19 protein-coding genes and 1 pseudogene are annotated in these 21,555 nt (G+C 36.4%); 11 read left to right on the top strand and 9 right to left on the bottom strand.

What is annotated here, in order from left to right; genetic code table 11:
- Positions 1–29 precede the first annotated feature (29 nt).
- Positions 30–911 carry an MBL fold metallo-hydrolase gene (locus F931_RS05385; protein WP_025470263.1) on the top strand — a complete coding sequence of 294 codons (882 nt, stop codon included), beginning with the start codon at positions 30–32 and terminating at the stop codon, positions 909–911.
- A gap of 114 nt (positions 912–1,025) precedes the next feature.
- Here F931_RS05385 and F931_RS05380 read toward each other — a convergent pair whose 3' ends face one another.
- Positions 1,026–1,580: a TetR/AcrR family transcriptional regulator gene (locus F931_RS05380; protein ID WP_025470262.1), complete on the bottom strand. Its 555-nt coding sequence runs from the start codon at positions 1,578–1,580 to the stop codon at positions 1,026–1,028.
- Positions 1,581–2,501: 921 nt separating this feature from the next.
- Between F931_RS05380 and F931_RS05370 the strand changes: the two genes are divergently transcribed.
- The 7 genes from F931_RS05370 (at position 2,502) to yddG (ending at position 8,306) form a co-directional block, all read left to right on the top strand.
- Positions 2,502–3,608 (top strand): hypothetical protein, encoded by a 1,107-nt coding sequence (locus F931_RS05370; RefSeq protein WP_016140409.1) that lies wholly within the window; start codon positions 2,502–2,504, stop codon positions 3,606–3,608.
- Between the two features lie 5 nt (positions 3,609–3,613).
- Positions 3,614–4,063, top strand: a complete 450-nt coding sequence (locus F931_RS05365; RefSeq protein WP_016140408.1) for a hypothetical protein — start codon at positions 3,614–3,616, stop codon at positions 4,061–4,063.
- Positions 4,053–4,715 (top strand): hypothetical protein, encoded by a 663-nt coding sequence (locus F931_RS05360; RefSeq protein ID WP_016140407.1) that lies wholly within the window; start codon positions 4,053–4,055, stop codon positions 4,713–4,715. Before F931_RS05365 ends, F931_RS05360 begins: the two co-directional genes overlap by 11 nt.
- A 14-nt stretch (positions 4,716–4,729) precedes the next feature.
- Complete coding sequence (locus tag F931_RS05355; protein ID WP_016140406.1) at positions 4,730–5,464, top strand: hypothetical protein; 735 nt, start codon at positions 4,730–4,732, stop codon at positions 5,462–5,464.
- Between the two features lie 617 nt (positions 5,465–6,081).
- On the top strand, positions 6,082–6,288 hold the full coding sequence (locus F931_RS05350; protein WP_016140405.1) for a type II toxin-antitoxin system Phd/YefM family antitoxin: 207 nt from the start codon (positions 6,082–6,084) through the stop codon (positions 6,286–6,288).
- 41 nt (positions 6,289–6,329) lie between these two features.
- Positions 6,330–7,244 (top strand): DMT family transporter, encoded by a 915-nt coding sequence (locus tag F931_RS05345; RefSeq protein ID WP_025470260.1) that lies wholly within the window; start codon positions 6,330–6,332, stop codon positions 7,242–7,244.
- 153 nt (positions 7,245–7,397) lie between these two features.
- A complete protein-coding gene (gene yddG, locus F931_RS05340) occupies positions 7,398–8,306 on the top strand; it encodes an aromatic amino acid DMT transporter YddG (RefSeq protein WP_016140403.1) in 909 nt (302 codons plus the stop codon).
- Positions 8,307–8,353: 47 nt separating this feature from the next.
- On the opposite strand, the gene F931_RS05335 is transcribed toward yddG, so the two are convergent.
- From F931_RS05335 to F931_RS05305, 8 genes and pseudogenes are all read right to left on the bottom strand, one after another.
- A complete protein-coding gene (locus tag F931_RS05335) occupies positions 8,354–8,968 on the bottom strand; it encodes a MarC family protein (protein WP_016140402.1) in 615 nt (204 codons plus the stop codon).
- A 76-nt stretch (positions 8,969–9,044) separates the two neighbouring features.
- Positions 9,045–10,217: a TonB-dependent receptor gene (locus F931_RS05330; protein WP_016140401.1), complete on the bottom strand. Its 1,173-nt coding sequence runs from the start codon at positions 10,215–10,217 to the stop codon at positions 9,045–9,047.
- A 204-nt stretch (positions 10,218–10,421) separates the two neighbouring features.
- On the bottom strand, positions 10,422–10,775 hold the full coding sequence (locus F931_RS05325; RefSeq protein ID WP_003650499.1) for an ethanolamine utilization protein EutQ: 354 nt from the start codon (positions 10,773–10,775) through the stop codon (positions 10,422–10,424).
- 13 nt (positions 10,776–10,788) lie between these two features.
- The gene (locus F931_RS05320; RefSeq protein ID WP_016140400.1) at positions 10,789–12,105 is read right to left on the bottom strand and encodes an NAD(P)/FAD-dependent oxidoreductase; all 1,317 of its coding nucleotides are present in this window, start codon (positions 12,103–12,105) and stop codon (positions 10,789–10,791) included.
- A gap of 17 nt (positions 12,106–12,122) precedes the next feature.
- On the bottom strand, positions 12,123–13,328 hold the full coding sequence (locus F931_RS05315; protein WP_228681265.1) for an NAD(P)/FAD-dependent oxidoreductase: 1,206 nt from the start codon (positions 13,326–13,328) through the stop codon (positions 12,123–12,125).
- Positions 13,317–13,478 (bottom strand): annotated as a pseudogene (locus tag F931_RS22540) (rubredoxin); the annotation flags it as partial. The pseudogene F931_RS22540 and the gene F931_RS05315, both read right to left, overlap by 12 nt.
- Positions 13,479–13,506: 28 nt before the next feature.
- A complete protein-coding gene (locus F931_RS05310; RefSeq protein WP_016140398.1) occupies positions 13,507–14,937 on the bottom strand; it encodes an aldehyde dehydrogenase family protein in 1,431 nt (476 codons plus the stop codon).
- 1 nt (position 14,938) lies between these two features.
- On the bottom strand, positions 14,939–16,129 hold the full coding sequence (locus F931_RS05305) for an aromatic ring-hydroxylating oxygenase subunit alpha (RefSeq protein WP_016140397.1): 1,191 nt from the start codon (positions 16,127–16,129) through the stop codon (positions 14,939–14,941).
- A gap of 327 nt (positions 16,130–16,456) precedes the next feature.
- On the opposite strand from F931_RS05305, the gene F931_RS05300 reads away from it, so the two are divergent.
- The 3 genes from F931_RS05300 to F931_RS05290 all read left to right on the top strand — a co-directional run bounded on the left by F931_RS05300 (position 16,457) and on the right by F931_RS05290 (position 21,493).
- Positions 16,457–18,154 (top strand): BCCT family transporter, encoded by a 1,698-nt coding sequence (locus F931_RS05300; protein WP_016140396.1) that lies wholly within the window; start codon positions 16,457–16,459, stop codon positions 18,152–18,154.
- A gap of 217 nt (positions 18,155–18,371) precedes the next feature.
- Entirely contained in the window at positions 18,372–20,048 is a 1,677-nt protein-coding gene (locus F931_RS05295) for a BCCT family transporter (RefSeq protein ID WP_016140395.1), read from the top strand.
- 146 nt (positions 20,049–20,194) lie between these two features.
- Positions 20,195–21,493, top strand: a complete 1,299-nt coding sequence (locus F931_RS05290; RefSeq protein ID WP_016140394.1) for a M24 family metallopeptidase — start codon at positions 20,195–20,197, stop codon at positions 21,491–21,493.
- The last annotated feature ends 62 nt before the right edge of the window (positions 21,494–21,555 follow it).

Genomic DNA, 21,555 nt, shown 5'->3' with positions numbered 1-21,555 from the left:
CAATATCAGTAAATCATTTGGAATTAGATATGAAAAAAATCTTAAATAGTTCTCTTATCGCTATGACTTTAGCAACGGCTTCATTCAATTTATATGCGAATGAAAGTGTCCAAAGAGATACATCAAAGATAACTCACATACAAGAAATTCGTAATGCAACAGTAAAAATTACGTATGCAGATACAACTTTTTTAGTTGATCCGATGTTTGCAAAAAAAGGTTTTTATGAAGGGTTCCCACATACTTACCGTAGCTACTTACGAAATCCATTGGTAGATTTGCCGATTAAACCTGAAACAATTTTGGAAGGGGTCGATGCCATTATTGTAACGCACACTCATTTAGACCATTGGGATGATGCGGCACAAGCGGCTATACCAAAGAATATGCCTGTTTTCGTACAAAACGAACAAGATCAAAAGACCATTCAGTCTCAAGGTTTTAAAGATGTACGCATCTTAACTCAAACTACATTTGAAGGTGTCAAACTAACAAAAATCGGTGGTCAACATGGTACTGATGAGATGTACCGCAACACTAAGCTAGGAGCTGCTTTAGGCGAAGCTATGGGCATGGTTTTTGAAGCAGCAGGTCATGAAACTATTTATGTTGCTGGTGATACCGTTTGGCGTCCAGAAGTTGATCAAGCTATAGAAAAATTCAAACCCGAAGTGATTGTATTAAATACAGGGAATGCATTGATGGAGGGATACAAAGAATCAATTATCATGGGCAAAGAAGATACTTATCATGCCACTCAAAAAGCACCTAAAGCTAAAATTGTTGCCGTTCATATGGATGCTATTAACCATATGTCTGTATCACGTGCCCAGCTTTCAAAATATGTAAAACAAAAAGGTATTCAAGATAAAGTCTTAATTCCTTTAGACGGTGAAACACTCTCTTTTTAAGTTTTACGAATTTAGTTAAAAACATATTAACGCCCTGAATTATCAGGGCTTTAATATGAATCACCACCAAGACAAATAAATTTTCCAATCGATTTAACTCAATACCCCGTTGCACTAACTAAACTGGATTAAAAAATACTCAAGCAATCTCTCCCGTTCATCTGGTTTGTTTGGGTCTAAAAGCTGTACCATCGCCCCATCAATCGTAAACAAAAACATGTGTGCATCTTGTTTTGCAGCATTTTCGTTGGTGGTCAAAAGCAGTTTATAGATTTCATTAATGAACCAGTTTCGATATTCAATTACGACCTGATACGCCTTTGGATGGGTTTTCGCAATTTCAAAAATAGCTTTAAATGGCAAATGATAGAGTCCGTCTAAATCTGCATGTAAAAAGTAAAGTTTGCGAAGCTTTTCAAGCAGCATTAAATCTTTTTGAACATAGATAATTGAAAGCACCTCATGTTTAAGCCCATCTTTTTGAAAGGTTAGACTCATTTCAATAAGCCGCTCTTTTGAATGAAAATAATTATAAAAAGTTGCTTTTGAAGTTTTTGAAGATTCAAGAATGCGATCCACCCCGACTTTGTGAAAGCCATATTTATTAAAAAGATATCGGGATGTGTGAAGCACACTTAAAGCACGAAACGGGAGATCTGAATGTGGCATATTTTTACCGTTATAAATTCTTGTTGTTTCTAAACGAGATACTTTTTTGGGAGAAAAAAGGCATAGCAAAGCCATAAAGACTGTGCTTGGCACATCTCAAGTTTTATTGTTGATGCAAGTTTTTTTGAGCCGTAATGACTTAAAGCCTGAAAACCCTAAAGGTCAACAAGCTGATAGATCTGATTTAAGTCGTGTCGTTATAGCTTTTGGCACAGGCTGCCAAGAAATTAAGAATGTGCAAAGCCAACTCCTTTTTATAGGGAGTTCTGCCAGACATTAATAAGAATTATGGTGGCAGAACGAAAGAGGGTTGACAGACTAGTCACTCAACTAGCACACCATAGGTGTCCCTCTCCCGTCCTACCGCTACGGGAGGGAACGAGAGTACACACAAAACTGTTCCTCAGATGGAATAGCTCTGATGTGTGAGTGAAACAGCCTGTCAAAGCCGGCTGGCAATGTGGCCAGCAGGCAAAGGATAGTGCTCTGCTCTTTAGCAGTCAAGCACACAAAATGACATTTGCTCTAATTTAGATCATTAAAAAAGTAAAGCTAAATAATGAGTAAGTTATTGTTTAAGAGTGGTTTATAAAATTTTTTTGAGGATTGATAGAACTTTAGGTTCTTATTTGGTCTGCCAGATAAAAGCATTCTTAAAAAATGGATGTGCCAATTATAATATGATGAATAATTAATTGAGAGTCATCTAGTAAAATTAAACTTACATGTGCTTAATCAATTCATAAACATAATTTAAGTTTTTCTAATAAATTATATTAATTTTTCTTAAAACATAAAAAATTTAAAAATCAATAAAAAAGTATTATCTAAAAGTATATATTTTAAAATCAATAATCGTATGGTTTAATTATTAAACAAACTTAAATACCACTTTAAATTTAAACTAATTAGAGTTTTTAAATGTCAGACGACCAAAATTACGATACAGATGATGTAAGAGAGATTATTGCTTCTTCTTTGGATATAGCTGAAGAGCGAACAATGTCTTTAAAGGAATTTCAAAAAATATTTAAAGGCTTTGGCAGAAATTTAAGTGGAAGAAAATTTTCTGATTTACAACAGAAGCTAGCAGCAATCTATGACTTAGATAAGTTAGAAAAGTTACAAGAAAAAATTTCAGATACTGTTAATAGACATATTTTATTTGATGACAAGTTTCTTACTATTTATCAAGATGTTAAAAATATTGAAGAAATTAAAGAAAAATTAGATACAATTTTTGAGAATTACCAACCGAACCCTGAAATTGAATCTCAAGTTAATAAGAGAACATTTTATCCTTTACAAAGAAATGATATTAGAGAAGATCTAATAATCTCTTATCAATTTTCTCAAGTACGCGAATTAACTGTTAGACAGGAAATTGACTCCTCTGATTTGAAAGACAATATCAGCGAGTTATACAGTCAAGTTTTTGGTTTCAAAACCACCGAATTAACATGTTTTGACTCTGTAATTATTGATATTGAAAGGAAAATATTGATTGTTTTAATTGATTTGGCACGAATAATGCCAAGAAACGAACTTAATGTTATCCATAGTAATTTTTCACATTTTATAAAAAGGGAGTTAGGTTTGGATATTATGGAAAAATATGATTTCCTTTCTTCCCCATTGGACCTGTTCCCTTGTATTCAGAAGTTTTATGATGAAGCAGTTGATAAAGTGAGTGGAGTAACAGAGATCTACTTCACAACAACCGAAGGTACAGCTCACCACGAAAAGTTACGTGGAGACAGTGTTGATATCCGTCAGGTCACATATCATGAATCAGGTGTAAATGGTTTAAAAAACACAGAAATTGATGGTGTTAAACTTGATGAAACAATTACGCCTTATAGAATTAGTAAAAAATACTATGACAGAGATATAGAAATTTCATTAAATAGTAGTTACAACGCTTTAAGCAATATTAATGGCAGCCATCTATACAATGCCTTTATAATAGGGTCTCGTTCTTATGAAGATATTGAGTTTGCTCTCAATAAACTTTTAACACTAAGGTAAGATGAATGGCACGCTCTCAATATTTGTTAGAGCTTAAAAATGAGCTTAAATCACAGTTAGAAGAGGTTTCGACTGAGATGCTGAGTGCGTGTCTAAATTTGATCGATTATGTATCTGTTGCTCCCTCAAAGAAAACACATCTAACTTTTGTCGATCTCTATAAACACGTAGATCAATCAACCTCTGAAGATATATTCTATAGTGCTGTATTCCACTTAACTAAGAATAATATAAATGTTTTGACTCAAAAATTTGAAGCATATAACTCTGTTATAGATAGATATGAAGCTATTATCGACGTCGAAGATATTAGAGAAATATTAAATTCTATAGCTAGCGGTGCCTATATTCATCCGCTGAACGGAGAAATTTTAAGTGCCGAAGATTTTAACCAACAAGTATTAACTTACTTCTCTCCATCAGATTTTTTTGTGAGTAAATTATATGCTCACTAATCAAGGTATTTTAGATCCCCGCGTTATTAAATTCATGACTAGACTAAATCCTGCATCCTATCAAGATTTTGTTAATTTGCTATATTCAGACTTAGATGGAATTTTAAGAGAAATCCAAGCCAGTCGTAAATTAACAGTAAAAAAATATCCAGATGTCGATTCTGATGAAGCAGTTTTTAAAGTATTCGAAGATGATATTAATACTCAAATTGTTCGTGATTTAAAATTACTAAACTATGATGCAGTACACGATAAGTTCGACAATGGGCATGTAGATATACATGTCGAAGTTTCAGGCTTTCCGTTTAAATGGCTGGGTGAATCTAAAATTTGGAAAGGTGCTAGCAAAATAGAAGGTGGTTTTAAGCAATTATTAGAAGATTATTCTACAGGTGAAGAGAATGCAAACTGTGGTGGTGTCTTAATATATGCTGTTGATACAGATTATAATACTAATCAAATGTTAAAAATTTGGTATAAAGACTTAGAAGAAGCTGCTATAGATTCGACTCGAAATAAAAACTTACAAGGGCTAACTCTTGAATGGCCTGATGAAAGTAAAAATATTTTTTATAGTAGCCAAATACATCCTCATTCTGGACTTTCTGGCTATAAAGTAAGACATTGTATATTAAATTTAAAATCTAAATAATACTTGGTTTATAAATGGCAAATAATACTCAACCCAAAAAATGGAAAAAAACTGAATTTTCTAAAGGCTTTTTAGTTCATGAAATAATAAATCCTAATAATGACAGTAATGGTATTCGAAAATATTTTTATAAAAACAAACCTGCTTATAGAATTACTTTAAATAGCAAACTAGCACAGCAATTAGCTGGATATGCATTAATTGAGAAAGATCTTCGAAGTACAATAATATGGTTAGAAACTATAGAAAAAATGCAAGAAGGTATTAAGATAGTAAAAGGAGGAAGTATTTCAAATGATAGAGAAAAATTTAATGTTATAAAAGGCTTATATGTTGCTTCACTAATATTCTATGGTAAATGCTTCACAAAATGTGAAGGACGTAATGCGCAGTTAAGTCATAAAAATGTTGATGAAAAATTTATTAAACTTCATATGGAAATTATGAAACAAAGGCATAACTTTGCAGCCCATAGTGGAGCTGAAAAAATTGAATCTGTAAAAGTATCACTTGTATTTCCGCAGCAGAGAAATGCACACCATATATTTGATATTTTTACAGAATTAGATCAACCAGACGTATTCAATCTAATTGAAGATTTAAAATTCATAGAATTAGTCCGACATCAATATGATATTGCAAGAAAAAAAATAAATGAATTGCGACAATTAATTATTGAAAGAGACTTAAAAGAAAAAAATATAGATGAATGGATTAGGCTGGGTAAAAAGTCTTTAAAGAAATTTTAAATAATTATATTATTTTTTTAAAGACTTGTTCATTTAAAGGAATTTCTAATTTGTTCTGCCCAATTTTAATAAAGATTTTCTAATAAGTTTAATAAGTTGTTTAGACCAATAAAAAAGCCCTAAACCATTATAGTTTAGGGCTTTTTAAGTCATATAAAGCTATGTGAGTTTATATGATTTTAATATCTTGGTAGGTATATCCAATACCAAACAAATTTATAATTCATTGATAATTATTGATTTAACATATGAAAATATATCGATGATACAAACCATGATACAAAAACATTCCTACTATCTTTACTGTCGCCTTATACCAAGACCTATCTTCTCACTCTGATTTAAGAATCAGTTAAATTTTAGAGGTTACAAAGGTTACTGAGGTTACTGCCTTATGGGACAAGGCTTTCAGGGCGTAACCTTTTAGAAAAGTGATAAGGTTACAGATTTCTGAGGTTACATATCAATTTTATAAAAAGTGAAATTCATATAGGGAAACGCTTAATAAAATCACATCTATCCATGATAAAAATTCATTCATCCTTGAGAATAAATCCTTTGAAGCGAATCGTACATTTCATCTATCTTGAACATGATTTAATCAGAGAGAACTACAAATGAATCAATGGAATTATTCAAATGCCAGAGCACAACTTACCATGATTATGGAACAGGCTATCGCTGGGCATCCTGTAGAAATTACTCGTAGAGGTCGAGAATCTGCTGTTGTAATTAGCAAAGCATCTTATGAGGCTTACAAGAAAGCAGAATATGATGTTGCCTATTATAAAATCTCAGCTTCTAAAGAAAATTCAGAACCTTAAAGCATCTCCAAAAATACTCTTTATTCATGCAGCAAGGTTCCATGAAGCTCAATATTTCTTTAATTCAACTTGGTTCCTTGTTTGCATTTATCTCTGCATTTCTATTTAGCAGTAAAGCAATTTTTATTAAACAGGCATATAGCCTTACTCCGTCATTAGATGCCATTACTCTAATGGCTATCCGTATGGGAATTGCTCTACCCTTCTTTTTAGTTATCTGTTGGTTTTGTCGACATCAAAATCGCAATATTAAGCTAAAAGACATTCTATATTTACTTTCTGTTGGCTTATTAGGCTATTACATTTCTAGCTGGCTCGACTTCTATGGACTCATGTTTATTACGGCGTCACTAGAACGAATTATTTTATTCTTATATCCGACCATGACCGTTTTAGCATCGAGTTTTATCCTCAAGCAAAAACTAAGTTCAAAAACGATATTTGCACTGATCTTAAGCTATGGTGGAACAGTCATTGTTATGCTTCAAGAGCAGAAAATGCTTTCAGCTCAACATAACTTCTGGTTTGGAGCAAGCTTAGTATTTGCTAGTGCGGTTGCTTTTGCTTGCTACCTCTTACTTACCCCACCATTAATCAAAAAATTTGGTTCATGGAACTTAACGGGACTATCTTTATCAGCAGCTTGTATAGGTACTCTTATACATTTTATAGTTGTGACTAGTCATCCTGTACAGCTACTTACCTCTTTACCAGTACAAGTTATTTGGTACGGAATCTGTTTAGGTTTATTCGTTACTGTTCTACCCACACTCTTATTGATATTGAGTATAGAGTACGTAGGAGCAACACAGTCCGCTATTATTTCATCCATTAGCCCTATTGTTACTATTCTTTTTTCAGTCTTCCTTTTAGGCGAGTATTTAAATACAATTCAGTGGCTAGGTTGTTTTCTTAATATTTTTGGTGTGATGCTTATTACACTTAAAAGAAAATAATAATTAAATTATAAAAAATATATTTTAAATATTTTTATTATCTATTTTTAATGATGATAAAAAGTCATTAACTCATGATTATTTATCGTGCTCAAATAACTATTAAAGTACCCAGTTAAAAATTATGATTAATTTTTTAATCGGGTCTATCGTATGAGCCGTCAAATCTCAACCTTAATCGGTGTTTCAGCTTTATTACTTTGGTCCACTTTAGTTGGCTTACTCAGGCTTTCTACAGAAAGTTTTGGTCCTATCTATACAGTGACTTACGTATACACCATCAGTGCTATTATTTTATTCTTAACATATGGCCTACCCGATTTAAAAAAGGTTTCAAAGAAGTTTCTTATTCTATCTAGCTTGCTTTTCGTTGTTTTTGAATTGTGTTTTGCCTTTTCAATTACTCTAGCAAACTCATCAGAAAAATCGATTGAGATGAATATTATTTTTAATATGTGGCCAACTCTCATTATTATTATGTTGGCAGTATTAAAAGAAGAAAAAGTAAATTTAATGACAATATTAGGAGTGATCGTAAGTTTTGCAGGCATAGTTATAATTAACTATCATCCAAACCTAAACTTTATTGATAACTTTTTAAAAAACCCGATTAGTTACCTACTCATTTTTTTAGCATCTATTCTTTGGGCGGTCTATTGTATCTACACCAAAAAGCAAAGTAATGGAACTAATGCTGTTTCGCTTTATTTTATCTTAACAGCCATAGCTTTATGGATACTTACTCTCTCTACTCAAGGTTTCCATCTCCCGCATACGCATGGAATTAACAGCTACCTGTTTGTCTTTATCAATGCTGTTTTTTTCTCGATGGGTTATCTAGCGTGGAATATTGGTATTATCAAAGGCAATATGCCTGTTTTGATTATGCTTTCTTATTTTTCTCCAATTTTCTCATCGGCGTTTTCAGCATTTGTTTTGAATTCCGATTTAACAATCAATTTTTGGTACGGCGCATTAACGGTTACTTTCGGGTCATTAATCTGCTGGTTCTCAATTCGAAAAAACCATGTTCAACATAACCAAGCGAAATTAGCTTCTTAATTTTTTAGTCACAGCCATCGTATTTTGGCTGTGACTTTTTACTGTTATCAAACTTTATCAATCAATCGTGTCACACCATTAACAATCATATCGACTGCGATTGTTCCAATTAATAAAGCAGCTAACCTGCCTACAATATCAAAATAACGATCAATGTATTTGGCATGGCTATAACGTAAGTGATCATGAGAAAATTTCATTGCTATCAAAACACTACAACTAAGAATTAGTACTAGGGCGATCACTATAGCGGCCTCTACAAGAGACATACTCATACCTGTCACTACAGCTGCACTAATTGTTCCTGGTCCAATCATAAATGGCATAGCGACCGTCCCAGCTAAATGTTCAGGCGCTCCTCGCATTTCACCAATGGTATCGGCACCCTGAAAAACATATCGATATCCAATTACCAGAAAAATCAGGCCACCAAAAATTAGAAATGATTCAAACCTTACATTTAAATACCGATTAAAAATTGCTTCTCCACCCCATGCAAATAAGAGAAAAACTACATATGCAATAAGACCACCTTGAATCAAAGCCTTATTAAATACTTTAGTCTCTGTATGTCGAATTAGTCCGATCATATAGATACTCATGAGGAAGGGATTAAGTAGTGAGAAAAATAAAATGAATGTACTAATAAATGGTGATGACATTTTTATTATTCCTAAACGACTTCAGGAAGCTTTTAAACTTCCTGAAAATTAATAAATGAAAAAACCATGCAAACTTTTAGAAGCTATAAATCAACATGAGATTTAAGAGTTTGTTCCACTTGCCATCATCGCCTGCTGCAAGCGAGCTGCCAGTTCCACCAACAAATGGGTCGTTTTTACTCATCAAATATTCCGTATAGAGCGAAATATTTTTGTAGTCCCATGCCACACCCACAATGTTGCGCTGAGAGTCATCAAAGCCTTGTTCTTTCTTGTTGAAACCACTAAACACTACATAAGGCGTGACGTTGAGTGAGTCTCGTACATTCTTAAAGGTATAACTCGTGTCTACTGTGTAGAAATAGCCTTTATTGGCTATGTCGTATTCACCATCAAACGAACCAAAAGTAGAACTTTCTGGGCTTAACCCATCTTTATTGCTAATCGACTGTCTGCCACCTGTAAGTACCACATTCAGATTTTTATAGTTAATGCGGTTAAATAGAGCCCATGTATTTCTCGTACCATCAGCAGAAGTTTTTTTATTCTCAATGTCTGAATACCAATAACTTCCACCTACTGATACCTTGAGATCATCTGTACTTAAGAACTTAAGCTCTTGATCTACACGTGCCATCCACATATTTTTTTCATTTAGGTTGGTTTTGAGTGGATCAGATGAGTTGACAACATTAGCCGTATAACGAGCTGAATCTTTGCTGGTCCCGTGATAGTTACCGCCATCAGTCGCGAAATAAGCCAAATCCACTTTAGTCGCAGACGGTAATTCAACGTGATAGTTTGCCCCTAAATTAGAAGCATCCTGTAACCCCATAGTGTTGTTAATACCAGCATAAAAGCTGCTATCCCAAAAACGACCTGGACCAAAAGGAATGGGTTGCACACCTACAGTAATATGATCAGTTGTATTTAAATGGTAGCCTACATAACCATAAACCAGAGTAGAGAAATCACAGAATTTATCGTATTGATAACAACGATATTCGACTTTTCCAAACCAGTCGGGTGACTCATAACCTAGTCTTAAAATAGCTGCATCAAATTTTATTTTCTGGTCTGATGCAGACTCACCATAATCCTTATCTTGATAATTCCCACGTAAAGCACCTGAAATTGTTAAAGCACCTGTATCACTTTTAGGATCTCCAAAAGTTGCTCCGGCAAAAGCAGGTAATGCCATACCAACTGAAATTAACCCAAATCCAAGTTTTAAATAGACCTTACTCATTTACAAATCCTTGTTTAAATGAAGATTTTCAGAAAACCTTTCCTGTCCTCTGCTTATTTTTTCAGACAACACTTCCCTGTTCAGGAGAAGCTCCCGAAATTTAAAATTTTCGTTAATTCGCATTAGCCCTAAGGCAGGGCTAGGTACTCAAAAAAATAAAGCGACCCATATCATTCTTTTCCTGAACAATATGGATCGCTTTTGTTATGCAATTCCGTGCAATTCTTTCCAGTTACCCGGATGTACTACATAACCAAATACCGCATGCCCGCCATAAATCAGTTCGGTTCCTTCAGGAATCCATAACATTTGCCCTGGACGAACTTCATATTTATGACCATTAGCAGTAAGTTCAAAACAGCCTTCAATTACAAAAATGACTTCGTCATAAAGTAATTTCCAACTTACTTCCGCGCCTTCCCAACGTGCAAAACCAATACCCATGTTTGGGGAAACGTCAGCTCCTAATGCTCTTGCCACATAAGCTGTACCGTCTGGTGTTTCGCCACGTAAATTAAAATCAAGTTGAGCACTATCAACTAACTTTACTTCTTTCATCTATTTCTCCAGCTTACAATTCACTACGGCTGCGCCATTTTTCAAATCTAATACGTGTTCTGACACCTAAACCTAAGAACGGTTCTGGTGGATTTAAGCTAGGCATACCAGTGACATACTGAATATCTTTTAAAGCTTGAGAATCTGAACCAACAACAAGGTCAGCCAATAGCGTTCCAGAAATTGTGCCCCATGCTGCTCCTACACCATTGTCACAAGCACTCGCATAAACACCATCTTCTAATTCACCAAAGAAGTTAGTGAAGTTACGAGAAATAGCGTAAACACCACCCCATGTATGGGTAAATGGAACATTCGCCAAATCTGGATAACGATCTAAAAATGCTTTGCGATGATCTTCTTGTATCCAGCGACGATTATCATCGTTTATGTTTGCACCGTATTTAGGCACGTGTTTATAAGTATTACGGATTAAGATTCGGCGATCAGCGGTCATTCTTAAGGTTGTTCCTGCATGATCGGCTGGAGTAAGTCCCCAATCTAATTCACCACGATAAACTTTCATTTCCTGATCAGTTAATGGACGTGTCCAGCTCGCAAAAGTCATGACTGGTAATAAACGGTTCTTCAAGTAACCAAATTCACGCGTAAAAATACTCGTCGCAAGTAGTACTTTAGGTGTTGTGATTGACCCTTCATCGCCTTGTAAAAGCCATTGGTTATTACTTTTTTGCAAACTACGAATTGGAGATTGCTCTAATAACTCAACGCTGTTTGGTAAATTGTCACCCATACCGCGTACTAAAGCTGCTGGTTGCATCAAATAAGAACCAGGAGTAAAAATTGCACGGCTATAGAAATCTGTACCTAATACTTTTTTCAGCTCAGCTTTTTCGACCCAACGGTATGGCTCACCCAAATCTTTCATTAGGTGCTCAAAATGATTGAGATGTGCCTCACCACGTTCGCCTACAGCACCTTGATATTTACCAGCAGCAGACCATTGGCAATCAATGTTATGGCGCTCGACTAAACCTTGTAATTGAGCAATTGCTGAGCGGTTTAAACTTAATAATTTTTGCTTATGCGAAGGATCAGGATGTGATAAAGCAAATTTATGTGGTAAATCAATTACAAACCCTGAGTTACGTCCTGAAGCGCCTTCTGCTACACGTTGTGCATCAACTAAAATAATACGCGCATTCGGTTTGAGTTCAGCTAATCTTCGAGCTGCTGCTAACCCTGCAAAGCCTGCTCCGATAATGGCATAGTCAGCTTTTTGTGGACCGATTAACTTTTTAGCAGGACCTGCTGGAGGTAATGCCGCATACCAACCACAGGTATTATCATCATTTGGTAAAGCAATCATTTTGTTATTCCCTTAACTTAAACTGTGGATGGACACGAATTTAGTTTCTCAAGCCACTCGCTACGATGGTGCTGTAATTGGCGACCAAGTAAGGCAAAGCCTGTTAATTTGCCTTGTTCATTGTAGAAACCCGCAGCTAACTCGCCGTCATGTTGTTCCACTACCCACTCACCTGTTCCCATTGCTGGCAAGACGGAAAGTGGCAAAATTGGTGTTTTTACTAGAACTGGTGTTGATTTCAAATCAGCAGCAGTTGACTGACCTAAAAGGTTATTAACTAAAGCTGGTAATGCTTGCGTGATGGGATTGATATAAGGTGCCCACTGGCCGTTCACTTCTGCACAATCACCTAAAGCAAAAATTGCTGGATCACTACTACGGTGATCAAGTCCAGTACAAATACCGCGTGCTGTCTCTAGACCCGCTGCTTGAGCAAGTGCAATATTTGGTCTCAAGCCAACTGCACTTAATACCAAGTCGGTTTCAAATGATTGACCATCTTGGAGTGTTAACTGGTAACGACCGTTTACAGATTGAATAGAACGAATACTATTTTGTAATTTCCACTCTACGCCTAACTGGCTTAGAGCATTTTGTAGAGCATGACCTAAAGGTTCTGGAATAAGACGTTCCATTGCCCATTTACCAAGACCAACAACCGTAACTTTGATGCCATGTGCTGCTAAATCATTGGCAAATTCACAGCCGATCAAACCATCACCAAGAATTGTGACATGCTGTTTATTTGATAATTGCTGGCGGAAACGGCGGTAATCCGCTAGATCATTTACGCTTAGTGTTGCCGTCGAATCACCATCTATTGGAATTACAACTGGTGTTGCCCCAGTTGCGAGTACGAGTCTGCCGTAAGGATAATCACCAATAGTGGTTTGAAGCTTTTTATTGGCACGGTCAATATGAGTTACTTTCGTATGTGGGTAAACGCGGATATTTAAACGTTGTTCCCAACTAAGAGCAGTCTCGCGAACTAAACTGTCTCCGTCTTTACCTAATGCTAAAGCATTAGATAAAGCTGGTTTACTGTATAAAGCGCCATCATCAGCAGTAAATACGGTAATAGACAAGTCTGGAGATTGTGCACGTAAAGTTGAAGCCACTTGATAGCCGGCATGGCCACTACCAATAATAACGACTGGTTCAATCACTGGAGCTGCAGCTACTACAGGAATTTCCTCATCCTCAATATCAGTAATATCGAGCATTTCAAAATCAGCTTTACCAACTTGACACTCTGGACACATCCAGTCGTCTGGAATATCTTCCCATTTTGTTCCTGGAGCTATCCCGTCATCAGGCCAGCCTTTAGCTTCATCATAGATCCAGCCACAGACAATACATAACCACTTTCTCATCTTGTCTATTTCCCTTATTTCTTACAAATTACACGCCATGTTTCAAACGGATACCGATATTGCGAGTTTGAACATAACTGTAGATGGCTTCCTGCCCTTTTTCGCGACCAAAACCAGATAAGCCCACACCACCAAATGGTGTTTCGATACCGCCAGCAAACCATTCGTTAATAAAGACTTGACCAGCAATAAGTCGGTTTGCTACTCGAAGTGTTTGATTCAGATTTTCACCAAATACACCTGCAACAAGTCCAAAGTCCGTACCATTTGCGATTGCAACTGCTTGGTCTTCGTTATCAAAAGGCATGATCACCATTACAGGACCAAACACTTCTTCTTGAGCAATCGACATATCATCTTTTGCTTCAATAATGGTTGGCAGAACGAAGTAACCTTCTAGATCTGCAGCCTTCCCACCTGTTAAAACATTGGCACCTTCTTCACGTGCCTTATCAATCATGGCAAGAATCTGTTGTTGCTGATCTTTAGATACAACTGGAGTAAGTTCGGCATTACTTTCGCCAATACCTACAGTTAAGCTCTCTGCAAGATTAACTACGGCAGCTTTAACTTCTTCATAGCGACTGCGGTGTACTAATAAGCGAGACATCGCTGAGCAAACTTGACCTGAGTTATAGAAGATCCCAACTTTAACGCTACGTAGTAATTGCTCAAGATCAACATCAGCAAAAGCAATTGCCGCTGACTTACCGCCTAACTCCATTACGGAAGGTGTGGCACGTTCAGCCGCATCTTTCAAAATACGTTGACCTGTTGGTACTGAACCGGTAAATACAATCTGGTTCGTATCTTGATGCTTAACAAGATGAGTACCAACTTCTGAACCTTTACCACAAAGCAAGTTCACTGCACCTTGTGGGAAACCAGCTTTCTCAATAGCTTTGATAAGTAAAACCATTCCTAAAGGGGAAACTTCAGGTGACTTAATTACAACTGCATTACCTGCTGCTAAAGCAGGTGCTAATGAGCGTGCACAGATTGAGACGGGAAAGTTCCAAGGTACGATTTGAACTGATACACCCATAGGAATATATGAAGTAAAATCAATGTAATCTTTACCTAAAGGTACTGAAATTCCTTCAACTTTATCTGCCATACCCGCGTAATATTCAAAATAGCGTGCTGCCTCATCGAACTCTTCACGTGCTGTATCAACATTTTTGCCATTTTCACGACACAGGATTAATGCACCCTCTTCAGCAATTTCACGAATTGCCTCAGCCGCTTTTAACATCCACGCTGTACGTTTAGCAGGACGAACATCAGTTAAAGCACCACTACTCACACAACGTCGAGCGGCTGCCATCGCGGCATCTGCATCTTCTACACTTGCACGAGCAACTGTTGCAAAAACCTTATCAGTTGCAGGGTTGATAACTTCCAATTGGCGAGAAGCATCTCGCCATTGTCCATCAACATAGTTGAGGTAATGTTGCATATTAAGCCTCCAATGCTTTTTTAGCTTGGCTTGCTAACCATTTTTGGAAGAAGTGGGTTGGTAAATCCATTTCAGGTGAGAAAACTCCACCACCAAAACCAGGTGAATGACGACCTTTTTGCATGGTTTCAACTGCAAACACATCTTCAGCAAATACAACTTTCCATGATTCTAAAGTTGCTTCACGGCATGCATCATATTTAGCGTCTAGTGATTCATCACCAACGTAATACAAGCGTAATTTTTCAATTGTTTGTTCTGGAGCGATTGGATCAATCATCATTGCAAATGCATGATCCGCTTGAATACCTAACAATACGTTCGGGAACACTGCTACATATTCAGCATGACGAAGTTGATCTTCTGGCCAGCTTGGGAATTTTGGTAAATGCGTACCCGCCGTAGCTGATAAGTTATATTTATAACTACCCTGACCAGCAAAACGATCTTCGAACATAATGTTGTAATGATCTTCAAGTTTTGAATACGTATTTAATGCTGGGTGTACCCATGGTAAGTGATAAGCTTCGCAATAGTTTTCAACTGTAAGTTTCCAGTTACTTTTTACAGGTAACTCAAAAGTTGAACCTACTTTACTGCTACGAATAAGCTCTAAACCGTTTTCACCCAAGAAAGGCTTCCAACGTTCAACCAACGGCGCAATATGCTCTTCAAAAGTTGGTGCATCACCAGAGATATTGACGAAAACCATATCCATCCAGATTGCTGAACGGAGAGCTTTTAAACCATGTTTTTCACATTTAAACCGTTCATCTTTATGTTGGTTAATTCCGCCAACATGTGGAGTACCTTTTAAGTTACCGTTTAGGTCATAACTCCAAGAGTGGTATTGGCAACGAATCACACCTTCAATAGTGCCTTCTTCTTGCACCAAAATCATACCGCGATGGCTACAAACGTTATGGAAAACTTGGATTTCTCCTTCGCGATTGCGCATCATTACCAAAGGCATGCCCATAAAATTAACAGGCTTCACATAGCTCTTTTTAGGTAAATCTGATGCAAAACCAATACACACCCAAGTTTTACTTAAAATATTGTCACGTTCAAAATTAAAATATTCGTTACTGGTATATGCTAAATTTGGCATACCATTTGATTCAGTAATAGGATTCAAAACGTTATCGACTTGCTGAACCGTAATTAATTGCTGGCTAACTCGACTATTCATCTGATGATCTCCATATATTTAAAACTAACGCAGAACTCCCTGCGTTGAGATGATTTGCACACTCTGCTATTTCTTTAGAGATTGTGTTAAATATCGATTCATCCGACAAACGACTTTTTAGCTAGGCATATATGAGTTTTTCTCATACGTATGAAACAGATTTAGTTACTACGATTTTTACAAAAACAATTGCTACTCATGACTAAAACTCATTAGTTGGTGAGAATAAATCAGTTGAGCTATCTTCTGCCACCTTACTACTCTGTAATATTAGTATTAAGCAGCTAATCGTTTTTTAGCTGTTGGAAACGCATCGAAGGAGTAGTTATGCGTACAACAACAGGAGTCATGAAAGGGCTTAATCCAACTGTTACTATTGTCTCGAAGTTATTACTCTTCATTTTTATTGCTTTTTGCATTTTTAAGGAAAAACAGGCAGGTGAATATTTTCAACTGATATCTAATACCTTATTACAAAATGCAAAATGGTATCTCTTGTTACTAGCCACAAGCTTATTAGTATTTCTGCTTTACTTATGTATGAGTCGTTTTGGACAAATAAAATTAGGAAAAGATAACGAAAAGCCTGAATATAGTAATTTGGCCTGGATATGTATGCTTTTCTCATGCGGTATGGGAATTGGCCTAATGTTTTGGTCTGTAGCTGAGCCAATCAGTCACTATGCTAGTAATCCTTTTACTCAAGGGCTATCTGATGAATCAGCCCGTATGGCAATGCAGTTAACATTTTTCCATTGGGGACTACACCCATGGGGACTGTTTTGTTTAGTAGCTGTTGCTTTAGGGTATTTTGCATATCGTAAAGACTTACCTTTCGCAATGCGCTCAGTCTTATACCCTCTAATTGGGAAAAAAATATATGGTCCAATTGGAGATATAGTCGATACATTAACTATTGTCATTACCGCTTTTGGTATTTCCCAATCATTAAGTATGGGGATTCTTGAGCTAAATACAGGCCTTAATCATACTTTTGGTATTAGTATGGATGTGAAAATCCAATTAATCCTAGTACTAGTACTTTGTGCCCTAGCAACTCTCTCACTTTTATCTGCAATAAGTAAAGGATTTAAAATTATTGCCGAAGGTAATATGGTTCTTTCCTACATTCTAGTATTTGCTATTATCTTTATTGGTTCATCAAGTTACATTTTGAATACTTTTTTTGAAGGTATTGGTGACTATCTACAGAATATTATTGGGATGAGTTTATGGAGTGATGCTCAGAAAGATTCTGGCTGGCAAAACTCATGGACCGCTTATTATTGGCCGTGGTGGATGACTTGGGCACCATTTGTAGGATTATTTATTGCCCGAATATCAAAAGGGCGTACCATTCGCCAAGTTATCTTAGGCTCACTTGCAGCCCCCACTTTACTTACTTTTCTTTGGATAGCCGCATTTGGTGGAGCCGCACTGAAAATAGAGAAAACTTCCCACCAACAAACATCTTCAACAATTGTTACGAATATCCCTTCTAGTACATCAGTCGATAAAGTTCCAGCTCACGAACTCACTATCACCGAAGCGACTCAACAAGATCCAGCACGAGCGGTATTCGTGTTCTTTGACCATCTCACTCCAAACTCTGATACTAAAATCATTCTCAGCGCCTTACTTTGCTTACTATTAGCCATTCATGTGATTACCTTAGTTAACTCTGGAATATTAGTACTTTGTTTCTTAGATTCTTCTGGTGCAACGGACCCATCAATCGGAATTCGGCTGATTTGGAGTGCTATTATTCCTTTAATTGGTGGAGGACTACTACTAGCTGGCGGTCTAACGGCTATAAAAACAGCTTGTATTATTGCGGGTTTTCCTATCTCGATTCTATTAGGAATTATGGGTTTCTCATTAATAAAAAGCTTACGACAAGATCCGAAATTTCAGGAAAATGAAATAGTTTATATTCAAGCCGATGCTCCCCCCTTGGAGAAAAAATTAGTTCAAACTCCTAAAAAAGAGGATAAAGAATTAAATGATCAACTGATTGTAGAGTAATTAACTATTATCCCCAATTGGCTAGAAGTAAAATCTTCTAGCCAATTTTATAATGTGTAATTTTTCATATTGTCTTCTATCCAACTACCTATGATAAAAACTCACTCAAGAGTGAAAATAAATCGGTTGAGCAAAATTAGTACTCCTCACTACTCTATATTATTCGTATAAAACAGCTAATGATTCTAGCTGTTTGCCACGCATCCAAGGAGGAGTTATGCGTACAACAAGGGTTGCTGAATCCAATTCTGCGGTTTCAATTATTTCAAAAATATTAGTAGTCGCATTTGTACTTTTTTGCGCAATTTATGCAACCGAAGCAGCGAAAATATTTGCTGATTTATCAAGCGCCTTACTGCGCAATATGAAATGGTTCATTTTGCTATCTGTTACAGCGATCTGCTTTTTCTTAATTTATGTCATGTGCAGCCGTTATGGTTTAATAAAACTGGGAAAAGATACAGATAAACCTGAATACAGTTATTTTGCATGGATTTCGATGTTGTTTTCATGTGCCATGGGAGTCGGTTTAGTATTTTGGGGCGTTGCTGAACCAATGAACCATTATGCGAGTAATCCATTTACAAAAGGCTTCACGGATGAAGCAGCTAGTATGGCAATGCAAATTACCTACTTTCACTGGGGATTACATGCATGGTCTGTTTACTGTATAGCAGCGTTAGCAATTGGTTATTTTTCTTATCGTAAAGGTCTACCTTTTTCTTTACGTTCAATTTTACATCCGCTTATTGGCGATCGTATTTATGGTCCTATCGGACATTTTATTGATATTGTCGTAATTGTTGTCACAACTTTTGGTATCTCTCAAACTCTCGCTTTAGGTGTTTTACAAATAAATGCCGGATTACATAAAGTTTTTGGCCTAGAAACCAACACAACTGTTCAATTTATTCTCATGATTACCTTATCCAGTATTGCCACTTTCTCTGTAGTGCGCGGTATTGGTACAGGAATGCGCCGTATTTCTGAACTTAATATTATCCTATCAATCATTTTGATTGTAATCCTTATGCTCATTGGACCTGCTAGATACATTACTAATTCTTACTTAGAAGGTATTGGTAACTATACATCTAATTTTGTAGGCATGAGTTTGTGGAGTGATACTCAAAAAGACTCTGAGTGGCAAAACTGGTGGACAGCTTTCTATTGGTTATGGTGGTCAACTTGGGCTCCATTTGTAGGTATGTTCATTGCTAAAATTTCAAAAGGACGTACTATCCGTCAACTCATTGCAGGTGTGCTTGTTGTTCCAACTTTGGTTACTTTTTTCTGGTTTGCAGTGTTCGGCGGTTCAGCTCTAAAAATTGAGCAAGACTCTCGCCATACATTTGAAAAACAGCAATCAGCTTTGGTAGAGAATACGCAATCAACCACTGCAACAACACATCCTACCATTACTTCTCAAACTGAAGATAAAGCAGAACCACAGGAAGAGTTTACTGGTGGTCCTATAGTAAAAGCGACACAAAAAGACAGTACCCTCGCCGTTTTTGCTTTATTTGATGCTGTTGGAGGAGGAGGTATTTTTGGACAAATTCTTAGTATTGCAACCTGTCTTCTACTCATTACTTATCTTGTAACATCACAAGATGGCGGGACACATGTTCTATGTTTCCTTGATACCTTATCTGAAAAAGACACTCCTATCCGTACTCGTCTTTTGTGGTGTGTGTTTGTTACTGCAATCAGCCTAGGTTTGCTTTATGTAGGAGGTCTCAAAGCGATTCAAGCCGCTGTCACACTATTTGGGTTCCCTATTATTGTTTTGCTCACAATTATGGCTGTAGCACTTATGAAAGCTTTCAGACAAGAAGATATAGCAAATATTAACGTTGTACCTAAACATCCGAAGATCGAGCCTGAAGCATAATCTAGACTTCTATCTCACAGTTTAGAAGAAAGTTATAATCTAAAACTCTCTTCTAAACTTATATTTTCAATTTAAAACAAATAGTTAAACCATAATAAATTTCTAACAAAGAATTATAGGAAGATAAATCTCATCAAGGAAGCAATATGAAAAATATGAAACTTCATCAAAATCGTATTGGTAATCGTCACCCTGAACATTTAAATATGCATCAGATTGGACCAGGTGATTTAGCTATTTCTGAATGGCAGCAAGCAGGCCTCACTCTTCCTAACCTTGATCGAATGCATCAATATCGTTTAAACCGTATATGTGCTCTACTGAAGCAACAAGGATTAGCTGGAATATTGTTATATGACCCAATCAATATCCGCTATGCTACAGGCACAACTAATATGCAAGTATGGTTATTGCATAATGCTGGTCGATATACCTATATTTCTGCAGAGGGACAGGTAGTACTTTGGGAATTTGACCATTGCGATTTCCTAGCTGAACATTCTAAGGTGGTAACCCAAATTCGTCCTTGTATTTCATGGTTTTATTTTTGTGCAGGTTCTCGCATTGATGAACAAGTGAAAAAATGGGCAAACGAAATTTATGACGTTGTTTTACAATTTGGTAAAGGCAATAAACGAATTGCGATTGATAAATGTAATGACGAAGGTATCAAAGAACTTGAACATCTTGGCTTAAGCATTGAAAACGGCGAAGTTATTATGGAGCTTGCACGTGCAATTAAAGGTGAAGATGAAATCAATGCTATGCGTTGTGCTGTACATGCTACAGATTCAGCAATAAAAGTGATGCATGATCATCTTGAACCAGGTGTTTCAGAACAACGCCTATGGTCATACTTACATGCGGAAAATATTGCACGTGGGGGTGAATGGATTGAAACTCGTTTACTCTCATCTGGCCCACGCTGTAATCCATGGTACCAAGAATGCAGCGGCCGTATCATTCAGAATGGTGAGTTGGTCGGATTCGATACGGATATGATCGGTGCTTATGGTATTTGTGTTGATACTTCACGAACTTGGTTGTGTGGGGATGAAACTCCAACCGATAAGCAAAAACGAATTTATCAGATGGCATATGATCAAATTCACTTTAATACCGAATTATTGCGGGCTGGCATAACTTATAAAGAACTTACTCATAAGGCTCTACAGTATGATCCAAATGAATATAACCACTATTCATTCCTTTATCATGGGGTTGGATTATGTGATGAAGCACCTGGCATCTACTTTAAAGAGGCTTGGGATAGCTATGGCTATGATGGCGTATTAGAACCAGGAATGGTGATGTGTGTAGAAAGTTATGTAGGTCATAAAGCTGGTGGACCAGGTGTCAAACTTGAAAATCAGATCTTAATTACAGAAAAGGGTCCTGAAATTTTAACATTATATCCTTTTGAAACTAAGCTTTTATCAAATTAATTGAAGGTCTTGAAAACTAGAAATATCAAAATTCCTAGTTTTCAAGAGAAAATTATTACTAA

The sequence above is a fragment of the Acinetobacter pittii ANC 4050 genome, from assembly GCF_000399685.1.
Taxonomy (GTDB): domain Bacteria; phylum Pseudomonadota; class Gammaproteobacteria; order Pseudomonadales; family Moraxellaceae; genus Acinetobacter; species Acinetobacter pittii_E.
Note: the sequence above shows the minus strand (reverse complement) of the source record. Positions and strands in the feature narration are given on the sequence as shown.

Excerpts from the sequence above, each read along its gene's own strand:
- F931_RS05385 (WP_025470263.1), top strand. The coding sequence starts at position 30 with ATGAAAAAAATCTTAAATAGTTCTCTTATCGCTATGACTTTAGCAACG.
- F931_RS05380 (WP_025470262.1), bottom strand. The coding sequence starts at position 1,580 with ATGCCACATTCAGATCTCCCGTTTCGTGCTTTAAGTGTGCTTCACACA.
- F931_RS05370 (WP_016140409.1), top strand. The coding sequence starts at position 2,502 with ATGTCAGACGACCAAAATTACGATACAGATGATGTAAGAGAGATTATT.
- F931_RS05365 (WP_016140408.1), top strand. The coding sequence starts at position 3,614 with ATGGCACGCTCTCAATATTTGTTAGAGCTTAAAAATGAGCTTAAATCA.
- F931_RS05360 (WP_016140407.1), top strand. The coding sequence starts at position 4,053 with ATGCTCACTAATCAAGGTATTTTAGATCCCCGCGTTATTAAATTCATG.
- F931_RS05355 (WP_016140406.1), top strand. The coding sequence starts at position 4,730 with ATGGCAAATAATACTCAACCCAAAAAATGGAAAAAAACTGAATTTTCT.
- F931_RS05350 (WP_016140405.1), top strand. The coding sequence starts at position 6,082 with ATGAATCAATGGAATTATTCAAATGCCAGAGCACAACTTACCATGATT.
- F931_RS05345 (WP_025470260.1), top strand. The coding sequence starts at position 6,330 with ATGAAGCTCAATATTTCTTTAATTCAACTTGGTTCCTTGTTTGCATTT.
- yddG (WP_016140403.1), top strand. The coding sequence starts at position 7,398 with ATGAGCCGTCAAATCTCAACCTTAATCGGTGTTTCAGCTTTATTACTT.
- F931_RS05335 (WP_016140402.1), bottom strand. The coding sequence starts at position 8,968 with ATGTCATCACCATTTATTAGTACATTCATTTTATTTTTCTCACTACTT.
- F931_RS05330 (WP_016140401.1), bottom strand. The coding sequence starts at position 10,217 with ATGAGTAAGGTCTATTTAAAACTTGGATTTGGGTTAATTTCAGTTGGT.
- F931_RS05325 (WP_003650499.1), bottom strand. The coding sequence starts at position 10,775 with ATGAAAGAAGTAAAGTTAGTTGATAGTGCTCAACTTGATTTTAATTTA.
- F931_RS05320 (WP_016140400.1), bottom strand. The coding sequence starts at position 12,105 with ATGATTGCTTTACCAAATGATGATAATACCTGTGGTTGGTATGCGGCA.
- F931_RS05315 (WP_228681265.1), bottom strand. The coding sequence starts at position 13,328 with ATGCTCGATATTACTGATATTGAGGATGAGGAAATTCCTGTAGTAGCT.
- F931_RS05310 (WP_016140398.1), bottom strand. The coding sequence starts at position 14,937 with ATGCAACATTACCTCAACTATGTTGATGGACAATGGCGAGATGCTTCT.
- F931_RS05305 (WP_016140397.1), bottom strand. The coding sequence starts at position 16,129 with ATGAATAGTCGAGTTAGCCAGCAATTAATTACGGTTCAGCAAGTCGAT.
- F931_RS05300 (WP_016140396.1), top strand. The coding sequence starts at position 16,457 with ATGCGTACAACAACAGGAGTCATGAAAGGGCTTAATCCAACTGTTACT.
- F931_RS05295 (WP_016140395.1), top strand. The coding sequence starts at position 18,372 with ATGCGTACAACAAGGGTTGCTGAATCCAATTCTGCGGTTTCAATTATT.
- F931_RS05290 (WP_016140394.1), top strand. The coding sequence starts at position 20,195 with ATGAAAAATATGAAACTTCATCAAAATCGTATTGGTAATCGTCACCCT.